The sequence below is a fragment of the Raoultella sp. genome (genome assembly GCF_039594335.1).
Lineage (GTDB): Bacteria > Pseudomonadota > Gammaproteobacteria > Enterobacterales > Enterobacteriaceae > Klebsiella.
In genome coordinates, this window is the sequence record NZ_JBCNNS010000026.1 from 1 (window position 1) to 20386 (window position 20386).

At 55.1% G+C, this 20386-nt stretch carries 20 protein-coding genes; 7 read left to right on the forward strand and 13 right to left on the reverse strand.

Annotated features, from left to right (window positions below; genetic code table 11):
* The coding region (locus tag ACZAHD_RS06735) for an SAM-dependent methyltransferase (protein ID WP_462456087.1) at positions 1 to 281 on the forward strand (281 nt) is incomplete at its 5' end.
* A 120-nt stretch (positions 282 to 401) separates the two neighbouring features.
* On the opposite strand, the gene trpS is transcribed toward ACZAHD_RS06735, so the two are convergent.
* From trpS to ACZAHD_RS06795, 12 genes are all read right to left on the reverse strand, one after another.
* A complete protein-coding gene (trpS, locus tag ACZAHD_RS06740) occupies positions 402 to 1406 on the reverse strand; it encodes a tryptophan--tRNA ligase (RefSeq protein WP_462456088.1) in 1005 nt (334 codons plus the stop codon).
* A complete protein-coding gene (gene gph / locus ACZAHD_RS06745; protein ID WP_462456089.1) occupies positions 1399 to 2160 on the reverse strand; it encodes a phosphoglycolate phosphatase in 762 nt (253 codons plus the stop codon). The genes trpS and gph overlap by 8 nt, the downstream gene beginning before the upstream one ends.
* The gene (rpe, locus tag ACZAHD_RS06750) at positions 2153 to 2830 is read right to left on the reverse strand and encodes a ribulose-phosphate 3-epimerase (RefSeq protein WP_100684425.1); all 678 of its coding nucleotides are present in this window, start codon (positions 2828 to 2830) and stop codon (positions 2153 to 2155) included. Before rpe ends, gph begins: the two co-directional genes overlap by 8 nt.
* A 16-nt stretch (positions 2831 to 2846) precedes the next feature.
* The gene (gene dam, locus ACZAHD_RS06755; protein ID WP_462456090.1) at positions 2847 to 3671 is read right to left on the reverse strand and encodes an adenine-specific DNA-methyltransferase; all 825 of its coding nucleotides are present in this window, start codon (positions 3669 to 3671) and stop codon (positions 2847 to 2849) included.
* A gap of 77 nt (positions 3672 to 3748) precedes the next feature.
* Positions 3749 to 5017, reverse strand: coding sequence for a cell division protein DamX (damX, locus tag ACZAHD_RS06760; protein ID WP_462456091.1), 1269 nt, complete (start codon positions 5015 to 5017; stop codon positions 3749 to 3751).
* Positions 5018 to 5101: 84 nt separating this feature from the next.
* Entirely contained in the window at positions 5102 to 6196 is a 1095-nt protein-coding gene (gene aroB, locus ACZAHD_RS06765; RefSeq protein WP_462456092.1) for a 3-dehydroquinate synthase, read from the reverse strand.
* 55 nt (positions 6197 to 6251) lie between these two features.
* On the reverse strand, positions 6252 to 6773 hold the full coding sequence (gene aroK, locus ACZAHD_RS06770; RefSeq protein WP_004868452.1) for a shikimate kinase AroK: 522 nt from the start codon (positions 6771 to 6773) through the stop codon (positions 6252 to 6254).
* A 393-nt stretch (positions 6774 to 7166) separates the two neighbouring features.
* Positions 7167 to 8405, reverse strand: a complete 1239-nt coding sequence (gene hofQ, locus ACZAHD_RS06775; protein ID WP_462456093.1) for a DNA uptake porin HofQ — start codon at positions 8403 to 8405, stop codon at positions 7167 to 7169.
* Positions 8344 to 8733, reverse strand: a complete 390-nt coding sequence (locus ACZAHD_RS06780; RefSeq protein WP_462456094.1) for a HofP DNA utilization family protein — start codon at positions 8731 to 8733, stop codon at positions 8344 to 8346. Before ACZAHD_RS06780 ends, hofQ begins: the two co-directional genes overlap by 62 nt.
* Complete coding sequence (locus ACZAHD_RS06785; RefSeq protein ID WP_462456095.1) at positions 8723 to 9172, reverse strand: HofO family protein; 450 nt, start codon at positions 9170 to 9172, stop codon at positions 8723 to 8725. Before ACZAHD_RS06785 ends, ACZAHD_RS06780 begins: the two co-directional genes overlap by 11 nt.
* On the reverse strand, positions 9156 to 9695 hold the full coding sequence (locus tag ACZAHD_RS06790) for a PilN domain-containing protein (RefSeq protein ID WP_462456096.1): 540 nt from the start codon (positions 9693 to 9695) through the stop codon (positions 9156 to 9158). The genes ACZAHD_RS06785 and ACZAHD_RS06790 overlap by 17 nt, the downstream gene beginning before the upstream one ends.
* Before the next feature lie 2 nt (positions 9696 to 9697).
* Positions 9698 to 10483, reverse strand: a complete 786-nt coding sequence (locus tag ACZAHD_RS06795) for a type IV pilus biogenesis protein PilM (protein WP_462456097.1) — start codon at positions 10481 to 10483, stop codon at positions 9698 to 9700.
* Positions 10484 to 10601: 118 nt separating this feature from the next.
* On the opposite strand from ACZAHD_RS06795, the gene mrcA reads away from it, so the two are divergent.
* Positions 10602 to 13160 (forward strand): peptidoglycan glycosyltransferase/peptidoglycan DD-transpeptidase MrcA, encoded by a 2559-nt coding sequence (mrcA, locus tag ACZAHD_RS06800; RefSeq protein ID WP_462456098.1) that lies wholly within the window; start codon positions 10602 to 10604, stop codon positions 13158 to 13160.
* Between the two features lie 97 nt (positions 13161 to 13257).
* Here mrcA and nudE read toward each other — a convergent pair whose 3' ends face one another.
* Positions 13258 to 13818: an ADP compounds hydrolase NudE gene (nudE, locus tag ACZAHD_RS06805; RefSeq protein ID WP_462456099.1), complete on the reverse strand. Its 561-nt coding sequence runs from the start codon at positions 13816 to 13818 to the stop codon at positions 13258 to 13260.
* Between the two features lie 330 nt (positions 13819 to 14148).
* On the opposite strand from nudE, the gene ACZAHD_RS06810 reads away from it, so the two are divergent.
* From ACZAHD_RS06810 to pckA, 5 genes are all read left to right on the forward strand, one after another.
* Positions 14149 to 16278: an intracellular growth attenuator family protein gene (locus ACZAHD_RS06810; protein ID WP_462456100.1), complete on the forward strand. Its 2130-nt coding sequence runs from the start codon at positions 14149 to 14151 to the stop codon at positions 16276 to 16278.
* Positions 16279 to 16337: 59 nt separating this feature from the next.
* Positions 16338 to 17021 (forward strand): GMP/IMP nucleotidase, encoded by a 684-nt coding sequence (yrfG, locus tag ACZAHD_RS06815; protein ID WP_462456101.1) that lies wholly within the window; start codon positions 16338 to 16340, stop codon positions 17019 to 17021.
* Positions 17018 to 17419, forward strand: a complete 402-nt coding sequence (gene hslR, locus ACZAHD_RS06820) for a ribosome-associated heat shock protein Hsp15 (RefSeq protein WP_032690449.1) — start codon at positions 17018 to 17020, stop codon at positions 17417 to 17419. The genes yrfG and hslR overlap by 4 nt, the downstream gene beginning before the upstream one ends.
* 46 nt (positions 17420 to 17465) lie before the next feature.
* Entirely contained in the window at positions 17466 to 18344 is an 879-nt protein-coding gene (hslO, locus tag ACZAHD_RS06825; protein ID WP_462456102.1) for an Hsp33 family molecular chaperone HslO, read from the forward strand.
* Between the two features lie 363 nt (positions 18345 to 18707).
* Positions 18708 to 20330: a phosphoenolpyruvate carboxykinase (ATP) gene (gene pckA / locus ACZAHD_RS06830; RefSeq protein ID WP_462456103.1), complete on the forward strand. Its 1623-nt coding sequence runs from the start codon at positions 18708 to 18710 to the stop codon at positions 20328 to 20330.
* Positions 20331 to 20386: the final 56 nt, after the last annotated feature.

Here is a 20386-nt window from a genome sequence, read left to right on the forward strand (position 1 = left end):
AGCTGGATTGGGAAAACCTGGCGATAGAGAAACAGACACTGGTGTTTTATATGGGACTAAACCAGGCCTCTGCTATCAGAGAGAACCTGATTGCTCACGGCATGGCGGCGGATATGCCCGCGGCTATCGTTGAGAACGGCACGGTGATCAGCCAAAAAGTGGTCGCCGGCACCTTAGATCAGCTGGATGTTCTGGCGCAGCAGATGGCCAGCCCGGCGCTGATTATCGTTGGCCGCGTGGTCAGCCTGCGCAACAAACTGAACTGGTTCTCACATCACTGATACTGACGTTACCCGGTCAGTCCCGCGAACGCCGAGAAACTGAGCGGAAAACCTCACATACGCTTGAAATACAAAAGGGCGGAATTACCCGCCCTTTGCTGTTTCTCGCCCGGCTATCGCTTACGGCTTAGCCACAAAACCAATGGCCTCATAGACCGCTTTCAGCGTTTGCGACGCATGCGCGCTGGCTTTTTCAGCCCCGTCTTTCATCACCTGATTGAGGAGCGCTTCGTCGTTACGGAAGCGGTTATACCGCTCCTGCAGCTCAAGCAGCATACCGGATACTGCATCCGCGACTTCGCCTTTCAGGTGACCATACATTTTGCCTTCGAAATGCTGCTCCAGCTCCGCGATGCTCTGACCGGTAACGCCGGAAAGAATATCCAGCAGGTTGGAGACACCGGCTTTATTCTGCTGGTCGTAGCGGACAACCGGCGGCTCATCAGAGTCAGTCACGGCGCGCTTGATCTTTTTCACTACCGATTTCGGGTCTTCCAGCAGGCCGATCACGTTATTGCGGTTGTCGTCTGACTTGGACATTTTCTTTGTCGGCTCAAGCAGGGACATCACACGGGCGCCGGATGCAGGAATAAACGGCTCAGGCACTTTAAACACCTCACCGTAAAGGGCGTTGAAGCGCTGAGCGATATCGCGGCTCAGCTCCAGGTGCTGTTTCTGATCTTCGCCAACCGGAACCTGGTTGGTCTGATACAGCAGAATGTCCGCAGCCATCAGCACCGGATAGTCGAACAGACCGGCGTTAATGTTTTCCGAATAACGCGCCGATTTGTCTTTGAACTGGGTCATACGACTCAGTTCACCGAAATAGGTGTAACAGTTCAGCGCCCAGCCCAGCTGAGCGTGCTCCGGCACATGCGACTGAACGAAGATGGTGCTTTTCTCAGGATCGATACCACATGCCAGGTAAAGCGCCAGAGTATCCAGCGTCGCTTTACGCAGTTTCTCTGGATCCTGACGCGCGGTGATGGCATGCAAATCTACGATGCAGTAGATGCAATGATAATCATCCTGCATGCTCACCCACTGACGCAGCGCACCCATATAGTTGCCAATGGTCAATTCACCTGAGGGCTGTGCGCCACTAAAAACGATGGGCTTAGTCATTTTTCAATTCCTGAGTTTCACTGTACGGTAGCCCGAGAGCGGGCAAGAGTTCATTAAATTGGTCGAAGATGTAGTCCGGTTCACTGAGCGCAATCGACTCGCCGTAGTTATACCCGTAGGTCAGCCCGATGGAGCTGCAGCCAGCGGCTTTAGCCGCCTGAATATCATTACGTGAATCACCAACGAACAGCAACTCAGCAGGCGCCAGCCCCAGCTTCTGCGCCACAAGCAACAGCGGATCCGGATGTGGTTTTTTATTTTTCACATCATCGCCGCCGATGACGACCGTAAAATATTTCGCGATATCCAACGCTTCCAGAATTGGCGCAACGAACGGCGTCGGCTTGTTGGTCACCAGCGCCAATGGCAGGCCTTTCTGATGCAGTGCGTCGAGTGTATCAGCCACCGCAGGGAACAGAAAACTGCCCTCTTCCGCCGCTTCAGCATAGTAACGATCGAAGAGCTTACGCAGCACCTTCAACTGCTCTGCCTGTGGAATATCGCCATGATCGACGGAAGGTTTCCCCACTGCTGCACGCTGAGTTGCGCGCTCCTGACGCGCCCAGCTCAGGGCCCGCTCCATCAGGACATCCGCTCCGTTGCCGATCCAGGTGACGACGCGTGCCTCACCCGCCATCGGCAGCTCCAGCGCATAGAGCGCGCTATCAACCGCAGCGGTCAAACCCGGCGCGCTGTCGACCAGCGTGCCGTCAAGGTCAAAGGCGATACCGCGAATAGAGTGTAATTTATCCATGACTAACCTTTGCTAATTCACTACGCATTTGATCAATAACCTCCTTGTAGTCCGGACGATCGAAAATCGCTGAACCGGCAACAAACATATCTGCGCCTGCCGCCGCAATATCCGCAATATTGCTGACCTTCACGCCGCCGTCGACTTCCAGACGAATGTCATAACCCGACGCATCGATGCGCTGACGCACTTCACGCAGTTTATCCAGAGTCTGGGGGATAAAGGACTGGCCGCCGAAACCCGGGTTGACGGACATCAGCAGGATAACGTCCAGCTTATCCATCACATAGTCAAGGTAGCTCAGCGACGTGGCCGGGTTAAACACCAGACCCGCTTTACAGCCATGTTCTTTGATGAGCTGCAGGCTGCGATCGACGTGCTCAGAGGCTTCCGGGTGAAAGGTAATGATGCTGGCGCCCGCCGCGGCGAAATCAGGGATGATGCGATCGACCGGTTTCACCATCAGGTGCACGTCGATCGGGGCGGTGATGCCATAGTTACGTAGTGCTTTCAGCACCATAGGGCCGATGGTCAGATTCGGCACGTAGTGGTTGTCCATCACGTCAAAATGCACAACGTCCGCTCCTGCAGCCAGTGCTTTGGCGGTATCTTCACCCAGGCGGGCAAAATCAGCCGACAGAATTGAAGGGGCAATCAAATACTGCTTCATCCGCATCTCCTTGAAATTATTTAGTCTTGGGCGGACGGTAAAGAGCCAGAAGCTCGTCCACCTTCTTTCGTGTACCACCGTTGCTGCTGATACTGCGTCGAACTTTGACGACATGCAGTTTAGCCTGACGATACCATTCGCGCGTGAGCGCCGTATCGTGGTTGGAAATCAGAACCGGAACCCGCTGCTCCAGTAGGTTCTCCGCCAGCTGCGCCAGATGGGCCTGCTGCTCGGCGTTAAAGCTGTTCGTATGATAGGCCGTAAAATTGGCGGTAGACGACAATGGCGCATACGGAGGATCGCAATAGACCACAGAAGCACCGTCCGCGCGCGCCATGCTATCGGCATACGACTCGCAGTAGAAGTACGCATTCTGCGCCTTCTGGGCAAAATGATACAGCTCAGCTTCCGGGAAGTAGGGCTTCTTATAACGGCCGAACGGTACGTTAAATTCGCCGCGCAGATTATAACGACACAGGCCATTGTAACCATGGCGGTTCAGATACAGGAACAGCACCGCACGGCGCAGCGGATCCTGACTTTGGTTGAATTCAGTACGGAACTGATAGTACGGCTCTGCCGCGTTATTCTCGGGCGTAAACATGTCACGCGCCGCCGCAACATACTCATCCGTCTGCAATTTAACGATGTTGTAAAGACCGATCAGATCGCTGTTGATGTCCGCCAGAATATAACGAGAAAAGTCGGTATTAAGAAATACCGACCCTGCACCAACAAAGGGTTCAATCAGACAATCGCCTTGCGGCAAGTGTTTTTTAATATCGTCAAGCAGGGGGTATTTCCCCCCTGCCCATTTCAGAAAAGCGCGATTCTTTTTCATGCTGCCTAACTAATTACCACATTCTCCGGCTGTGGAGAAAGCTCCGACAGCACCCTGCGCTTAAGACAACACCGCACTTACTTCAGATCAGCCTGAACCTGATGCAACGGTTTCGCCCACGGGTTTTTCGCCTGCACATCCGCTGGCAGGGTGGCGACAGCACGCTTCGCTTCATCTTTCGAAGCATAGATACCGCTGACCAGTACATACCATGGCTGACCGTTACGCGTGGTCTCGTAGACGACATATTTATCCAGCTTCTCTTTCTTCGCCCAGCTATTCAGGTTGTTGTAGTTGGAGGAGCTGCTGAGTTGCAGAGTGTAGTTACCAGACGGCGCCGCTTTCATCGAGCTGACATCGCCCGTGGTTTTCCCCCCGGCAGTCGCAGCAGCGTTAGCCGCAGGTGCGGTCACGGTTGTCGTCGGAGCTGACTTAGTCGTCTGTGCGGTGGCAACAGCTTTGCTCTGCTGAGCGACAGGCGCTTTCACCGACGTAGCGGTTGCGGTACTTTCGACATGTTTAGGCTGAACCGGTTTCTCTTCAACCGCCGATTTCGCCACTGGTTTCGGCTCAATCACCGTATGCTTACGCTCTACCGGACGCTGTGCGGCGGCAGTCTGACGTTCAGTTGTTGCCTGGCGCGGAGCGGCGCCATTTCGGACAGGAGCAACGGTCGCCGGTTCAGTTGGCAGCGTGGAGTTTGCTACGACGCTGTCAATCTGACCCTGTTGCTGAGTCAAGGCATTATTCAGATCGCCCTGAACTACGACACGCTGCTGTCCCTGCGGCTCAGCGGCAGTCTGGCCCTGAGTCGGGTTAGAGGCGATCGGCGGCAGAGAAACATCTTGCTGCGAGTTGTTTGCCGTTGTCTGGCCCTGAGCGGCAGGTTGGCCATTGCCAGACTGTCCATTTTCAGACTGATCGCCTGACAGATTAATGCTCTTCTCGCCTGACGCGGTTTGTTCACTGGAAGAGGACGGCGACTTCAGTGCGGAGCCAATGCCTGCGATCAGCAGCAGCAGCACAAGAATCCCCAACCCCATCATAATATACTGGCGGGAGGCTGGCTTCGCGGGCGCTTTCTTACGCTTACGCGGACGACGCTCAACCTGCGGCTCATCTGACTCTTCGTCTTCTTCAGACTCTACGTCCGCTTCATACTCTTCTTCATCGCGCTCACGGCGTGCTTTGCTGGCGCGCATCGGACGGCTGTCGTCCGCATCAAGATCGACATCATCAAAATTGATCTGCGGATCGCTATCGCGCTCGGAAGATTGACGGGAACGACCAGTACGACGATCTCTGCGATCGGCTTTCAGATCATCTTCTGGTTTTAATTCATCCATTTAACACCCCACTAAAAGGCTTATGCTCACGACTATTGCATGTCACCTGAAATGATAACGCCGCGCGGACGCGGCTAGACCTTCTTATTGTTGCGCTAACTGAGTATCAGCAATCGCGCCAAGAACTACATCATGCGACACTCCGCCGCGAACTTCGCTTTTCCCTATTGCCAGCGGTAGCACCAGCCGCATTTCGCCTGCCAGCACCTTTTTATCACGCATCATGTGGGGCAGATACGCCTGCGCAGTCATCTCCTGCGGCCCACGTACCGGCAAGCCCGCACGCTGCAGCAGCGTCACGATACGTTGTGTATCCTGAGCGCTGAACTGACCTAATCGCTCGGACGTATGCGCAGCCATCACCATTCCGGCAGCAACGGCTTCGCCGTGTAACCAGTTACCGTAGCCCATTTCGGCTTCAATGGCATGACCAAAAGTATGTCCAAGATTGAGTAAAGCACGTAACCCGGTTTCGCGCTCGTCGGCTGCGACAACTTCGGCTTTCAGCTCACAACAACGACGAATACAGTACGCCATCGCCTTCTCATCAAGCGCCATCAGCGCATCGATGTGACTTTCCAGCCAGCTGAAGAATTCACCGTCGAGGATAATGCCGTATTTGATCACCTCGGCCAGTCCGGAAGAGAGTTCACGGGCCGGCAACGTCTTAAGACAGTTGAGATCGACGACCACGGAAACCGGCTGCCAGAAGGCACCAATCATGTTTTTACCAAGAGGGTGATTGACGGCCGTCTTGCCGCCGACCGAAGAGTCCACCTGCGACAGCAGGGTGGTAGGAATCTGGATAAAACGCACGCCGCGCTGATAGCTAGCCGCGGCAAAGCCGGTTAAATCACCGACCACGCCGCCGCCGAGCGCCACCAGAGTGGTGTCACGACCGTGCGGTTTTTGCAGTAAAGCGGTAAAGACGGAGTCCATCACTGCCAGGCTTTTGTACTGCTCGCCGTCGGGTAGAATGACGCTATCTACCTTAACCCCCGCCTGCTCCAGTACAGAGCGAACGTTCTCCAGATAAAGCGGCGCCAGCGTTTCATTGGTAACCAGCATAACCTGGTCGCCTGATTTCAGTGGCTGGAAGGAAGCTGGATCGTTAAACAAACCAGCCGCGATGGTAATCGGGTAACTACGTTCCCCGAGGGTTACAGTAAGCCTCTCCATAACGCGACGTCCACCTCAGTTGCTTTTTACTCTGACGCTCTTTATTAAGCCAGAATCAATTGCTTTCCAGCATATGAATAATCTGGTTTGCCACTACTTTTGCGCTCTGATCGTCGGTACGGATAGTGACGTCAGCAATCTCTTCATACAGTGGGTTGCGTTCGTCGGCCAACGCTTCAAGAACTTCGCGAGGCGGCGCTTCAACTTGTAATAGAGGACGCTTTTTATCGCGCTGCGTACGGGCAAGCTGCTTTTCGATCGTTGTTTCCAGGTACACCACCACGCCGCGGGCGGAGAGACGGTTACGCGTTTCACGGGATTTCACAGAGCCGCCGCCAGTCGCCAGCACGATTCCCTGTTTTTCCGTCAACTCATTGATGATCTTTTCTTCACGGTCGCGGAAGCCGTCTTCACCTTCGACATCGAAAACCCAGCCCACATCTGCGCCAGTGCGTTTCTCAATCTCTTGATCAGAATCGTAAAATTCCATATTGAGCTGTTGGGCTAACTGGCGCCCAATAGTGCTTTTGCCGGCACCCATAGGCCCAACCAGAAAGATATTGCGTTTCTCTGCCATTTTTTCGGTACTACTAAGACTATTCGTTAATGGTAAACCCGCTTCGCGAATACCCAGCGCAGCAGGACATGAACTGAAACCTCATATGCAATAGAGCGAGAGTCAGACTAAAAATTATCTCAATACTCAGGCAGGTTTGGCAACTGAATATACTCGTCATTATTCAAACTACCTCGCCATCGGCTGCACTTATCCGCCTCCAGGTGCATAGTTATCTATGTTTCTGGAGATAAACCAGCTTACCGCCTCGACGCATCCTGAATGATCTTGTGGATAAATCACCGGACAAAAAGGGAGGATTGATGCCGAACCCGACTCTCAAATCGGTACCCCTTGTATGCTAAATCCGTCCTCACGTCAAACACCTGAAACGTGTTTAGCAAGAAAAACCGCTTAATGCACTGCCAGAATTCGTGGGGTAATGAAGACCACCAGTTCACGCCGTTCGTTATCTTTACCGTCGCGACGAAACAGCTGACCGAGCAGCGGGATGTCACCCAGTAGCGGAACGCTGTCGCGGGCAGATTTCTTTTTTTGCGAAAATATTCCGCCCAGAGCGAGCGTTTCGCCACTTTTAACTTCAACCTGCGTCTCAATTTCCTGCTTATCGATAGCCAACGCTTCACCATTTTCCTGTTTCAGCATCTGACCAGGCGTATTCTCAGTAATGCGCAGTTTCAGGCGCACGCGATTCTGTTGCAGAACCGTTGGCGTGACTTCCATTCCCAGTACCGCCTCTTTAAACTCAATTGACGTTGCACCACTTTCCCCGCTGGAGACCTGATAGGGGATTTCACTCCCCTGTTTGATACTGGCGGGTTGCATATGAGAAGCCAGCAAACGCGGGCTGGCGATGATTTCTACCTGCTGTTTTTGCTCCAGCGCCGAAAGCTCCAGCTCCAGCAATCGCCCGCTCAGGCGGCCGACATTAAACCCCAGACGGGTACTGGCGCCATTCACCGCCTGATGGCTACTTAAGGTCGTCAGCTTACCGGAGCTCGGCGCGCTGCTGGCTTCGGCCATGCTCCATTTTACCCCCAGTTCACGCAGGCTGGTTTCACTCATCGAGACAATATGTGCCGCCAGCTCGACCTGACCGACCGGCAGATCCATCTCCTTAGCCCACGCAACCAGCGCCGACAGATGCGAGGCATCATCGTAAATGAACAGACGATTAGTGCGTTTATCCACCGTCATGCTTCCCCGGGCGCTGAGCAACTTATCCCCGGCCTTTGCCAGCTCGCTCGCGTCAGCATGCTGCAGCATCACGCTCTGCCTTTGCAAAGGCAGATTCTGCAATTTCTTCGCGCGCGCCGCCACTTGTTGCGCCTGCCGCGTATTTTGCCAGGCCTGCGTATGCACATGCAGTACTGTGCCCTGCTGGTTATACATCAGCCCGGCGCTATCAATAACGGCGCGCAATGCCTGCTGCCAGGGAACGTTTTTCAGATGAAGCGACACCGTACCGCTGACGTCAGGCGCCACAACCAGATTTTTTTGCTGCATCTCGGCCAGCGTTTGCAGCACCTGGGCAACCGGCACATCATCAACCACCAGCGACACGGCGTTCTCATTCTTTGCCGCCGCTATCGCTGACAACAGCAGAAACAGCAGGCTTATCCATCGCATCATGCTTTGCTCCTTTTTCCCGCAACCATTCCCAATGCGCAGGTTCACATCCAGGTCCTGTTGTGATTTCAACCCGCTCCGCCGTCAGCAATTGGATTCGCCGGCCCCCCGGCAAAACGTCATCTTTTCGTACCCGGCGCCATTGGCTACGATGGTCCAGTAAATAGCCCACCCAATATTGCGGATGACCGACCGCGCCGCCATAGCGCCATTGCGCCAACTGTGCCGTCTGGCAGCGATCCTCCGGAGGCAGAAACGGATCGCGATCGCCAGCCAGCAATAGAAGCGGAAGCAGAAGCAGCCACAGCAGGCGCCACTCCTTACCCCACATCTTCAGCCTCCAGCTGTAGCGTCATCATGAGCGCCTCTTTTTCTGGACGCAGCGAAAAACCCGTTACACGCATTCCGCACTCCGCCAGCCAGGAAAACAGCTGGGGGACCGCCTGCCAGTTGGCCTCCAGCAGCAGCTCACCGCCGCGCCCCGACGGGCGCCAGGCCACCAGCATGGCGCCTGATACCGGCAGTGCAATTGGGGAGAACAGCAATCGCTTTCGCTCCTCCGGGGGGGCATTTTGCAAGGCTTTCTGTAGCGGCATTAACCGAAGCCACTGCTGGCGAAGACGGAGATGTCCGTCGGTTTCTGGCGGTGGAGGCGAAGCCGGCAGGCACAAAAAAATCACCACGGTCAACCCCAGAACAATGGGGAGTGCGAGCCGCACGCCAAGCGGAGAAAAAAATGCCGTCATTCCTCGTTCAATGAGTGCCTGCATCAGTGTGCCCCACGCTCAGGGAAAAACGAAACTGCCAGCGCCCCTGTTCACCGCGGCGTGTTTCACCGGCTTTGGCAGGTTTGAACCCGGCAACCGTGCTCAGCGCTTTTTCCAGCCCCGCTACGGCATTAAGATTCAGCGCCAGGCCGCTCAACATCAGGGTATCGCGCTGATATTCCAGCCGGGTCAACCAGGCCTGCTCCGGTAATTGCGCGGCGATTGCCCGTAATCGGGGTTGCCAGGCCTCGGTCAATGCCCTTCTTTGCTGTCGCAGGCGCAAGTGCTCTGCTTGCTGCTGCCGCTCCTGCATCCGGCTTTCGCGCTGCCGGAGCACGGAACAGAGCTGATTTTCAGCCGCGGTCCTCACCGCAGCCAGTGTCTCAACTGCGTGACGCTCAGCCCGGTGAACCTGAGCAACCGTCAGTAAAGTCAGTAGAAACCCCACCGCGTACAGCAGCGCGACACGCAATCGCTGGCGGCGAAGCGCTTCACGCCATGGCAAAAAATTCACCACCGTCGTCATCGTTACCGCCCTCCTAACGCCAGCCCAATCGCCACGGCAAAGCGCTCTCCGCAGTCCGGCAGCGGAGGCTGCAGGCGATGAATAACGCACCAGGGATCAAAAGAGGTCTCATCGCCAGAATGCGTGGAGCAGCGCTGGAGTGATTTGGTATCGATCAACAGGGAGAGTTGTGAAAACGACGAGGCTTCAGTGCACGGTAAACTGCCCCAGTTCTCCCGCGTTGCCCACAGCCAATGATGATCATGACGCCACGCCAGACCTTGCGAACCGGACGGTAGCCAGGGGAGGAATGCCGCCAGCGCGCTGGCATCCGGTACAATTCCCGCGATGCCCAGCTTCAGGCGGGCAGAGAGCTGACGCAAAACATCGATATCCAGGCGCGGTGCTGCCGTCACCCGCCACGCATTCTTTGCCGGCGCGGCAGAATAATCGACGCATAGCGAGGCGGCGGGCATCTCCAGCTGTTGTGCCATCACGCTGGCTATCCAGGTTGCGCGCTCCCTGTCGCTAAGAGACAGCTGCGGACGCGGTAGCTGTTTTTGTAGCGTTCGGCTGGCCGGAAACGCAATGCTGACCTGATGTTGCAATGGCAGTTCCCGCCGCCAGCTCTGCAACCGTTCAGCCAGCGCAGCCACGTCAACCACCATGCCCTGTCGCACGATGCCGGGCGCCAGTTCGATATCCCACCAGCGGCATAATGCCCAGCGGGAACGCGCGTAGCGCAATGCGACCAGCACTATCGCGTCCTGCTGAATATGCATCCCGATTCGCCAGTTGCTGAAAGCCATGCTTACGATCTCCTTGTCCGCCATTGCGGCTCGACTCTATCAATGCACCAGGCTTGCCTTTATACTACCGCGCGTTTGTTTATAAACTGCCCAAATTAAACTTAATGGGAAATCTCCGGTGAAGTTCGTAAAGTATCTATTGATCCTTGCAGTCTGTTGCGTACTGCTGGGAGCAGGCTCGGTTTTTGGCCTCTACAAATATATTGAGCCGCAACTCCCTGACGTCGCGACCTTGAAGGATGTGCGTTTGCAGATCCCGATGCAGGTCTATAGCGCGGATGGTGAGCTTATTGCGCAGTATGGCGAGAAACGCCGTATTCCCGTCACGTTGCAGAACATGCCGCCCGAGCTGATTAAAGCGTTTATTGCCACCGAAGATAGTCGTTTCTATGAACATCACGGCGTCGATCCGGTCGGTATTTTTCGTGCAGCCAGCGTCGCCATGTTCTCAGGCCATGCCTCACAGGGGGCCAGTACGATTACCCAGCAGTTAGCGCGTAACTTCTTCCTGAGTCCAGAGAAGACGCTGATGCGTAAGATCAAAGAAGCCTTCCTGGCGATTCGTATCGAGCAGCTGCTGAATAAAGACGAAATCCTTGAGCTGTACCTGAATAAAATCTATCTCGGTTACCGCGCCTATGGCGTCGGCGCGGCGGCGCAGGTTTACTTTGGTAAATCTCTCGACCAGCTTAGTCTGAGCGAAATGGCTGTTATCGCTGGCCTGCCTAAAGCACCATCGACGTTTAATCCGCTCTATTCCATTGACCGCGCAACCGCGCGTCGTAACGTTGTTCTGGCCCGTATGCTGAGCGAAGGTTATATCACGCAGACGCAATACGATCAGGCGCGCAGCGAAGCCATTGACGCCCGCTACCACGCACCGGAAATCGCCTTCTCCGCGCCGTATCTCAGTGAAATGGTCCGCCAGGAGATGGTCAACCGCTATGGCGAACAGGCGTATGAAGATGGCTACCGCGTTTACACCACCATCACGCGTAAAAACCAGCAGTCTGCTCAGCAGGCCGTCCGCAATAACGTGCTGGATTACGATATGCGCCACGGCTACCGCGGCCCGGCCAATGTACTGTGGAAAGTGGGCGAAACGCCCTGGGATCACACAAAAATCCTCGCGTCGCTGAAAAACCAGCCCGGTTACGGGCCGCTTGCCCCGGCGGTGATTACCTCGGCAAATCCACAGGAAGCGCGCGCGCTATTAAGTAATGGAACGTCCGTCACGCTGAATATTGAGGGCGTCCGCTGGGCGCGCCGCTTTATCTCCGATACCCTGCAAGGGGCGACACCGCGGAAAGTCACCGATGTCCTGCAGTCCGGGCAGCAAATTTGGGTCCGTCATGTCGGCGACAGCTGGTGGTTGTCGCAGGTACCGGATGTGAACTCGGCGCTGGTTTCGATTAACCCGCAGAACGGCGCCATTATCGCCCTGGTCGGCGGGTTCGACTTCAATCAAAGTAAATTCAACCGCGCAACCCAGGCCCTGCGCCAGGTGGGCTCAAACATTAAGCCGTTCCTCTACACTGCAGCGATGGATAAAGGCCTGACGCTGGCCAGTATGCTTAACGATGTTCCGATTTCCCGTTGGGACGCCGGTGCAGGTTCCGACTGGCAGCCGAAAAACTCCCCGCCGCAGTACGCTGGCCCTATTCGCCTGCGTCAGGGACTGGGGCAATCGAAGAACGTCGTGATGGTTCGCGCCATGCGCGCCATGGGCGTTGATTACGCGGCAGAATATTTACAGCGTTTCGGTTTCCCGGCAGGGAATATCGTACATACCGAGTCGCTGGCGCTGGGATCCGCGTCCTTTACGCCAATGCAGGTTGCGCGGGGGTATTCGGTGATGGCCAACGGCGGCTTCCTGATAACACCATTCTTTATCAGTAAAATTGAGACCGATCAGGGCGGTGTGATCTTTGAAGAACGGCCTAAAGTTGCCTGTCCACAGTGCAACCTGCCGGTTATTTACGGCGATACACCGAAATCTGACGTGCTGGAAAATAAAGATGTCGAAGATGTCGCGACCTCTGCAACACCGCAGAACGCCGCGGTGCCGCCGCAGCCAGAGCTTGAACAGGTTAACCAGGCACTGGTTGCACAAACCGGCTCTGCGGAATACGCGCCGCATGTGATCAGCACGCCACTGTCATTCCTGATTAAAAGCGCTCTGAACAGTAACATCTTTGGCGAACCGGGCTGGATGGGTACCGGCTGGCGTGCCGGTCGCGATCTGCAGCGCCACGATATCGGTGGTAAAACCGGGACCACCAACAGCTCAAAAGATGCGTGGTTCTCCGGTTACGGTCCGGGTGTCGTGACGTCGGTATGGATTGGTTTTGACGATCACCGCCGCGATCTGGGGCGGACCACCGCATCCGGCGCGATTAAAGATCAGATCTCCGGCTATGAGGGGGGAGCAAAAAGCGCCCAGCCAGCCTGGGATGATTTTATGAAACACGTGCTGGAAGGCGTACCTGAAGAGCCATTAACCCCGCCGCCTGGCGTAGTAACGGTCAATATCGACCGCAGCACCGGCCAGTTGGCGAGCGGCGGCAACAGCCGCCCCGAGTACTTCATTGATGGCACACAGCCGACCCATCAGGCGGTGCATGAAGTGGGGACCACGATCACCGACGGTGGCGGTGAAACCCACGAACTGTTCTGACAAAAAAAGCGCCTGCGGGCGCTTTTTTTCTGCTTCTGTTTGCAGGCCATGGTTGCAGGCCGGATGGAAAGTGGTCTTTGACAAGGCGCCGGGCTGTCTACAAGCGTCCCTGAACTCGTAGCCACTCACGGACCAAAAACAGGGCGCTGACATTGCGCGCTTCATTAAAATCTTCTTCATCCAGCAGTGTCATTAACTGTGACAGCGGCCAGCGAACCTGCGGTAAAGGTTCCGGCTCATCGCCAGGCAGCGACTCCGGGTACAGATCTTCTGCCACCAGGATATTCATCTTGCTGGAGAAATAGGACGGTGCCATGCTCAGTTTTTTCAGAAACGTCAGCTTATTAGCGCCGAAACCGACCTCTTCTTTCAGTTCACGGTTCGCGGCTTCCATGACGGTTTCACCCGGATCAATCAGCCCTTTAGAAAACCCAAGCTCATAAGATTCGGTGCCAACGGCATATTCACGAATCAGAATGAGATGGTCATCGACAATCGGTACAATCATCACGGCTTCACGCGTCGAAGGGCGCATGCGTTCATAAACGCGACGCACGCCGTTGCTGAACTCCAGGTCCACGCTTTCAACGTTAAAAAGACGCGAACGCGCTACTGTTTCAACATTGAGAATGGTGGGTTTTTGTAATGATTTGCTCATTGTTATCGATCTATGCTGTGATTCCAGAAGTCATTGTGCGATACACAGCACGGTTTCGGCAATTCAATTCGCCACTTATTTACATAGTTGCAACTTCCACTCTCAAAACATCGAAATCAGAAAGATAAAAAAGTCAATAGGTTGAAATGTTTTTGAGAATTTACTGATTCCTGGATTTTAACGATTTTGATAAGCTTGTATGCTGCTGTATCGCACAATAAATTTTCCCGTATACATACGATATCTGCCGAGAGCACACTGCAGGTTCACGCAAAAGTGTTAAGCAACTAAAGACACCTGTAAGAAAAGAATAACTACGATGGGATGGGCATGGGCACCTTTCTGATTTCTTTCACAGCTCTGCTAATCTGCGCATTGCTTATCGGGTGGTGGTATCGATCGCGTGCCAGGCGTCGCCGCCTCCCCCTCCTGCATGCTTTTAGCGATGCCGTCACCCGCAAGCTTTCTGAGCAAGAGCGCCGCGCGGTGGAAAAGTACCTTGAAGAACTCAACCATGCCCGACAGATGCCGGCATCGGGAGCAAGCGTTTCCCCTGATGTACTGTCTCTCACCCAGCAAAGCGATACCGTCTTCACGGTGACCCGTGCCATTACGCGCTATGGCATTACCACCGATGACCCAAACAAATGGCGCTACTTCCTCGACTCGGTGGAGGTGCATCTACCGCCCTTCTGGGAGCAGTATATCAATGACGAAAATAGCGTTGAGCTGATTCCCACCGACAGCCTGCCGCTGGTCATTGCCCTCAATGGCCACGCGCTCAGCGACTACCCGCAGGAGAGGCGCGGTTACGCCCTTGAACGGGTATCGTCAACCCAGGCGTCAATCCGCGGGGAAGAGAGCGAGCAGATCGAGCTGTTGAGCATCCGTCAGGAAACGGCGGAGGAATTCGCGCTCAGCCGGCCGGATGGACTGCGGGAAGCGATCTTTATCGTCACCTCGTTCCTGCTGTTTTACTTCAGCCTGATAAGCCCCTATGTTTTTACTCCATGGCTACTGGTCGGCGGGCTGCTGTTACTGGCGGCAGGTTTGTGGGGGATCTATGGGCCGCCGCGTAAAGCGGCGCTTCGGGAGATTCACTGCCTGCGCGGGATGCCCAAACGCTGGGGTCTGTTTGGCGAAAATGACCAGGAGCATATTAATAATATCTCCCTGGGAATTATCGATCTGATCTATCCGCGTCACTGGCAACCCTGGATTGCCCAGGATCTCGGCCAGCAGACGGATATCGATATCTACCTCAGTCGTCACGTCGTGCGCCAGGGGCGCTTCCTGTCGCTGCACGATGAAGTGAAACACTTCCCACTTCAGTACTGGCTGCGTAGCACCATTATCGCCATCGGCGCACTGCTGGTGGTGATGATGCTGTGGGCCAGCGTGCCGTTGAATATGCCGTTTAAGTTTACGCTTTCGTGGCTGAAAGGGGCGCAAACCGTTGAAGCGACGACCGTTGCCCAACTGGAGAAATCACAGGTTCGTATTGGCGATACGCTGCAATTGAAAGGTACCGGAACCTGCAATATCCACTCGCCGGATACCTGGACGGCAAAAGAGAACTCGCCGTTTATGCCATTTGATTGCTCGCAGATCATCTGGAATGACGCGCCCCCCCTGCCGCTCCCGGAGTCGGACGTCGTCAGCAAAGCCACCGCGCTGATGCAGTCCGTGCAGCGCCAGCTCCATCCCGATCCGGACGATGATTCGCGCGTCAGCCCCGCGCTGCGCTCGGCGATTCAGAAATCAGGCATGGTGCTGCTGGATGATTTTGGCGATATCGTCATTAAAACCAACAACCTGTGCGCGGCAAAAGATGAATGTACCCGTTTGAAAAACGCGCTGGTTAACCTGGGTAATACGCGTAACTGGGAAGCGCTGACCAAACGTGCCAACTCGGGCAAACTGGATGGCGTCAACGTTCTGCTGCGCCCGGTCAGCGCCGAGTCGCTGGAAAATCTGGTGACCACCTCAACAGCACCATTTGTCATTCGTGAGACCTCGCGCGCGGCGCAGGCCCTTAACAGTCCGGCTCCCGGCGGTTTCCTGATTGTCAGTGATGAAGGCAGCGATCTGGTGAATCAGCCGTGGCCGACCACCAGCCTGTATGACTATCCGCCGCCTGAACAGTGGGGCGAATTGCAGCGGCTGGCCCGAATGCTGATGCATACGCCGTTCCACGCCGAGGGGATTGTTACCAATCTCTATACCGATGCCAATGGCACGCAGCACATTAACCTGCATCGTATTCCAGACCGTTCAGGCCTGTGGCGTTATCTGGGGACGACACTGCTTCTGCTGACCATGTTGGGCTGCATGTCCTGGCACGGGATCCTGGCGATTCGTCGCTACCAGCGTCATCGCCAGAGAATGGAAGATATTCAGAAATACTACGAAAGCTGCCTGAATCCGGTACTCATCCCCTCGCCGGAACATCAAGAGTAATTCCCTGCGCGGCGGGGTGTGATACCCTGTCGCGCATTTCCCCTCGCTGGAGACTCACCATGCATTTTGATATCGCCTGGCAGGAGGTTGATACCGTTCTGCTGGATATGGATGGCACCCTGCTCGACCTCGCCTTCGACAACTATTTTTGGCAAAAGCTGGTGCCGGAGACCTGGGGGACGGCACGTGGGCTCAGCCTGCAGGAGGCCAAAGAGGCGATGCACCAGGAGTATCACACGGTGCAGCATACGCTAAACTGGTACTGTCTGGACTACTGGAGTGAGCGCCTGAATTTGGATATTCGTGCGATGACCAGCGAGCAGGGACCCAAAGCGACCCTGCGCGATGATACCGTCCCGTTCCTTGATGCGCTCAAGGCCAGCGGCAAGCGGCGCATCCTGCTGACCAACGCCCATCCACACAATCTGGCGGTAAAGCTTGAACATACCGGTCTCGACGCACACCTTGATTTATTACTTTCTACCCACACATTTGGTTATCCGAAAGAAGATCAGCGTCTGTGGCGTGCGGTAGCGGAAGAGACCGGCTTCGATGCGCGCAAAACGCTCTTTGTTGACGATAGCGAGGCGATTCTCGATGCTGCGGCTCAGTTTGGTATTCGCTACTGCCTGGGGGTCACGAATCCGGATTCCGGACTGGCGGAAAAAAGCTATGCCCGTCACCCGGGGCTGAACGACTACCGGCGCCTGATCCCTTCGCTGACCCTACAGGAGAGGCCATGAAAGAGAAGCCCGTCGAAGCCGTCAGGCTGGACAAATGGCTTTGGGCAGCCCGCATTTATAAAACCCGTGCGCTGGCGCGCGAGATGATTGAAGGCGGCAAGGTGCATTACAACGGACAACGCAGCAAGCCGGGTAAAGTCGTTGAGCAGGGCGCCACCCTGACGCTACGCCAGGGCAACGATGAACGTACCCTGCTGGTCAAAGGGATAACGGAACAGCGCCGACCTGCCAGTGAAGCCGTTGCGTTGTATGAAGAGACGGCAGAAAGCATCGAGAAACGCGAGAAAATGGCGCTGGCGCGCAAAATGAACGCGCTCACCATGCCGCATCCCGACAGACGTCCGGACAAGAAAGAACGCCGCGACCTGATGAGATTTAAACACGGTGACAGTGAGTAATCGCCTATACCTGTAGGCACCGCTGTTACCAGCAAGAGAGACCATTATGACTCAACACGATCAATTACATCGTTATCTGTTTGAAAACTATGCCGTACGCGGCGAACTGGTTACCGTCTCGGAAACCCTGGAACAGATTCTGGCGAACCACAGCTATCCGCAGCCGGTCAAAACCGTGCTGGCAGAGCTGCTCGTTGCCACCAGCCTGCTGACCGCAACGCTGAAGTTTGCTGGCGATATCACCGTGCAGTTGCAGGGCGATGGTCCTCTGTCTCTGGCGGTGATTAACGGCACAAATCAACAGCAGCTGCGCGGCGTAGCGCGCACTCAGGGCGACATTCCGGAAGATGCAGACCTGAAGACGCTGGTTGGTAACGGGTATCTGGTCATCACCATCTCTCCGCATGAAGGCGAGCGCTATCAGGGCGTGGTCGGTCTGGAAGGTGACACCCTGGCGGCTTGCCTCGAAGATTATTTCCAGCGCTCTGAACAGTTGCCAACGCGCCTTTTCATTCGCACCGGCGAACATGAAGGGAAACCGATGGCGGGCGGCATGCTGCTTCAGGTCATGCCGGCACAAGAGACGCAGGCCAATGATTTCGAACATCTGGCAACGCTAACGGAGACCATCAAAGCCGAGGAATTGTTCACCCTCTCAGCTACTGACGTCCTGTGGCGCCTGTATCACGAAGAAGAAGTGACCGTGTACGATCCGCAGAATGTGGAATTTAAATGTACCTGTTCCCGCGAACGCTGCGCCGGGGCGCTGAAAACGCTGCCGGATGAAGAGATCGACAGCATTCTCGCTGACGAAGGCGAAATTGATATGCACTGCGATTACTGCGGCAATCATTACCTCTTCAACGCCATGGATATCGCCGAGATCCGCAATAATGCGTCTCCGGCCGACCCGCAGGTTCACTGATAATCCTGTCCGTCAGAGCTCGCGGCAGAGGTTTTCTGCCTCCGCCGCACCTGTCGTCAAACATTTCCTCGCGTGATGAATCGATTTTCACTGAAAGAGTTACGTAATTTTCTTTCAGGAAAGCGATTACCTTCACATTTTGGCAGTTTTTTTAATTACTTTTTAACCAATAAGAAACATCGATGCCCCCCAACGGCCAATTTCCTGAGATAATCACGCATATTTCGTGACAGGAGTCACCGTGTTTTTCGTAAGTAAGGCGTTTGTCGAGATACGTAAATCTATGAGCCTGGTCGCGGTCTATACCCCGAAATAACCCCTACAATTTAAAGCAGTATATATTATTGGCTAAGGAGCAGTGACATGCGCGTTAATAATGGTTTAACCCCGCAGGATCTCAAGGCTTATGGTATCAATGACGTCCAGGATATCGTCCACAACCCCAGCTTCGATACGTTGTATCAGGAAGAACTCGATCCCACACTGGAAGGGTATGAGCGTGGCGTACTAACCAATCTGGGAGCGATTGCCGTCGATACCGGTATTTTTACCGGTCGTTCGCCGAAAGATAAATATATCGTTCGTGACGATACAACCCGCGATACCGTGTGGTGGTCTGATAAAGGCAACGGTAAAAACGACAATAAACCGCTCTCTCAGGAAACCTGGCAGCACCTGAAAGATCTGGTCACTCATCAGCTTTCCAGTAAGCGTCTGTTCATCGTCGATGCGTTCTGTGGCGCCAATGCCGATACGCGTCTGAGCGTGCGCTTCATTACCGAAGTGGCCTGGCAGGCACACTTCGTCAAGAACATGTTTATTCGCCCAAACGATGAAGAACTGGCCAACTTTAAGCCGGATTTCATCGTCATGAACGGCGCCAAATGCACCAACCCGCAGTGGAAGGAGCAGGGACTCAACTCTGAAAACTTCGTAGCCTTCAACCTGACCGAGCGGATCCAGCTGATTGGCGGCACCTGGTACGGTGGCGAAATGAAGAAAGGGATGTTCTCGATCATGAACTACCTGCTGCCGCTGCAGGGAATCGCATCGATGCACTGTTCCGCTAACGTAGGTGAGAAAGGCGACGTGGCGGTCTTCTTTGGCCTCTCCGGCACCGGTAAAACCACCCTTTCCACCGATCCGAAACGCCGCCTGATTGGCGATGACGAGCACGGCTGGGATGACGATGGCGTCTTCAACTTCGAAGGCGGCTGCTATGCCAAGACCATTAAACTCTCCGAAGCCGCAGAGCCAGACATCTATCACGCGATTCGTCGTGATGCGCTGCTGGAAAACGTGATGGTTCGCGCGGACGGCACGATTGATTTCGACGATGGTTCGAAAACCGAGAACACCCGCGTCTCCTACCCGATCGATCATATCGAAAATATCGTTAAGCCGATCTCGAAAGCGGGCCATGCCACCAAAGTTATCTTCCTGACTGCGGATGCTTTCGGTGTACTGCCGCCGGTATCTCGCCTGACGGCAGACCAGACCCAGTATCACTTCCTCTCTGGCTTTACCGCTAAACTGGCCGGCACCGAGCGTGGCGTCACTGAACCGACGCCAACCTTCTCCGCCTGCTTCGGCGCCGCGTTCCTGTCGCTGCATCCGACGCAGTATGCGGAAGTTCTGGTGAAACGCATGCAGGCATCCGGTGCGCAGGCTTATCTGGTCAATACCGGCTGGAATGGCACCGGCAAACGGATCTCAATTAAAGATACCCGTGCCATTATCGACGCCATTCTAGACGGGTCGCTGGACAATGCGGAAACCTTCACGCTGCCGATGTTCGATTTGCAGATCCCAACCTCACTGCCAGGTGTCGATACACACATCCTCGACCCGCGCAACACCTATGGTTCGCCAGAGCAGTGGCAGGAGAAAGCCGACCAGCTAGCGAAGCTGTTCGTAGAGAACTTCGAGAAGTACACCGATACGCCAGCGGGCGCCGCGCTGGTCGCTGCTGGCCCGAAACGCTGACCGTGTAGCCATAAAGAACAAGCCGGGCAATGCCCGGCTTTTTTTATGCTCGCCAC

What these genes read in the sequence shown, in the direction of transcription:
- trpS (WP_462456088.1), bottom strand. Translation starts at nt 1,406, where the DNA reads ATGACTAAGCCCATCGTTTTTAGTGGCGCACAGCCCTCAGGTGAATTG.
- gph (WP_462456089.1), bottom strand. Translation starts at nt 2,160, where the DNA reads ATGGATAAATTACACTCTATTCGCGGTATCGCCTTTGACCTTGACGGC.
- rpe (WP_100684425.1), bottom strand. Translation starts at nt 2,830, where the DNA reads ATGAAGCAGTATTTGATTGCCCCTTCAATTCTGTCGGCTGATTTTGCC.
- dam (WP_462456090.1), bottom strand. Translation starts at nt 3,671, where the DNA reads ATGAAAAAGAATCGCGCTTTTCTGAAATGGGCAGGGGGGAAATACCCC.
- damX (WP_462456091.1), bottom strand. Translation starts at nt 5,017, where the DNA reads ATGGATGAATTAAAACCAGAAGATGATCTGAAAGCCGATCGCAGAGAT.
- aroB (WP_462456092.1), bottom strand. Translation starts at nt 6,196, where the DNA reads ATGGAGAGGCTTACTGTAACCCTCGGGGAACGTAGTTACCCGATTACC.
- aroK (WP_004868452.1), bottom strand. Translation starts at nt 6,773, where the DNA reads ATGGCAGAGAAACGCAATATCTTTCTGGTTGGGCCTATGGGTGCCGGC.
- hofQ (WP_462456093.1), bottom strand. Translation starts at nt 8,405, where the DNA reads ATGATGCGATGGATAAGCCTGCTGTTTCTGCTGTTGTCAGCGATAGCG.
- ACZAHD_RS06780 (WP_462456094.1), bottom strand. Translation starts at nt 8,733, where the DNA reads ATGTGGGGTAAGGAGTGGCGCCTGCTGTGGCTGCTTCTGCTTCCGCTT.
- ACZAHD_RS06785 (WP_462456095.1), bottom strand. Translation starts at nt 9,172, where the DNA reads ATGCAGGCACTCATTGAACGAGGAATGACGGCATTTTTTTCTCCGCTT.
- ACZAHD_RS06790 (WP_462456096.1), bottom strand. Translation starts at nt 9,695, where the DNA reads ATGACGACGGTGGTGAATTTTTTGCCATGGCGTGAAGCGCTTCGCCGC.
- ACZAHD_RS06795 (WP_462456097.1), bottom strand. Translation starts at nt 10,483, where the DNA reads ATGGCTTTCAGCAACTGGCGAATCGGGATGCATATTCAGCAGGACGCG.
- nudE (WP_462456099.1), bottom strand. Translation starts at nt 13,818, where the DNA reads ATGAGCAAATCATTACAAAAACCCACCATTCTCAATGTTGAAACAGTA.
- ACZAHD_RS06810 (WP_462456100.1), top strand. Translation starts at nt 14,149, where the DNA reads ATGGGCACCTTTCTGATTTCTTTCACAGCTCTGCTAATCTGCGCATTG.
- yrfG (WP_462456101.1), top strand. Translation starts at nt 16,338, where the DNA reads ATGCATTTTGATATCGCCTGGCAGGAGGTTGATACCGTTCTGCTGGAT.
- hslR (WP_032690449.1), top strand. Translation starts at nt 17,018, where the DNA reads ATGAAAGAGAAGCCCGTCGAAGCCGTCAGGCTGGACAAATGGCTTTGG.
- hslO (WP_462456102.1), top strand. Translation starts at nt 17,466, where the DNA reads ATGACTCAACACGATCAATTACATCGTTATCTGTTTGAAAACTATGCC.
- pckA (WP_462456103.1), top strand. Translation starts at nt 18,708, where the DNA reads ATGCGCGTTAATAATGGTTTAACCCCGCAGGATCTCAAGGCTTATGGT.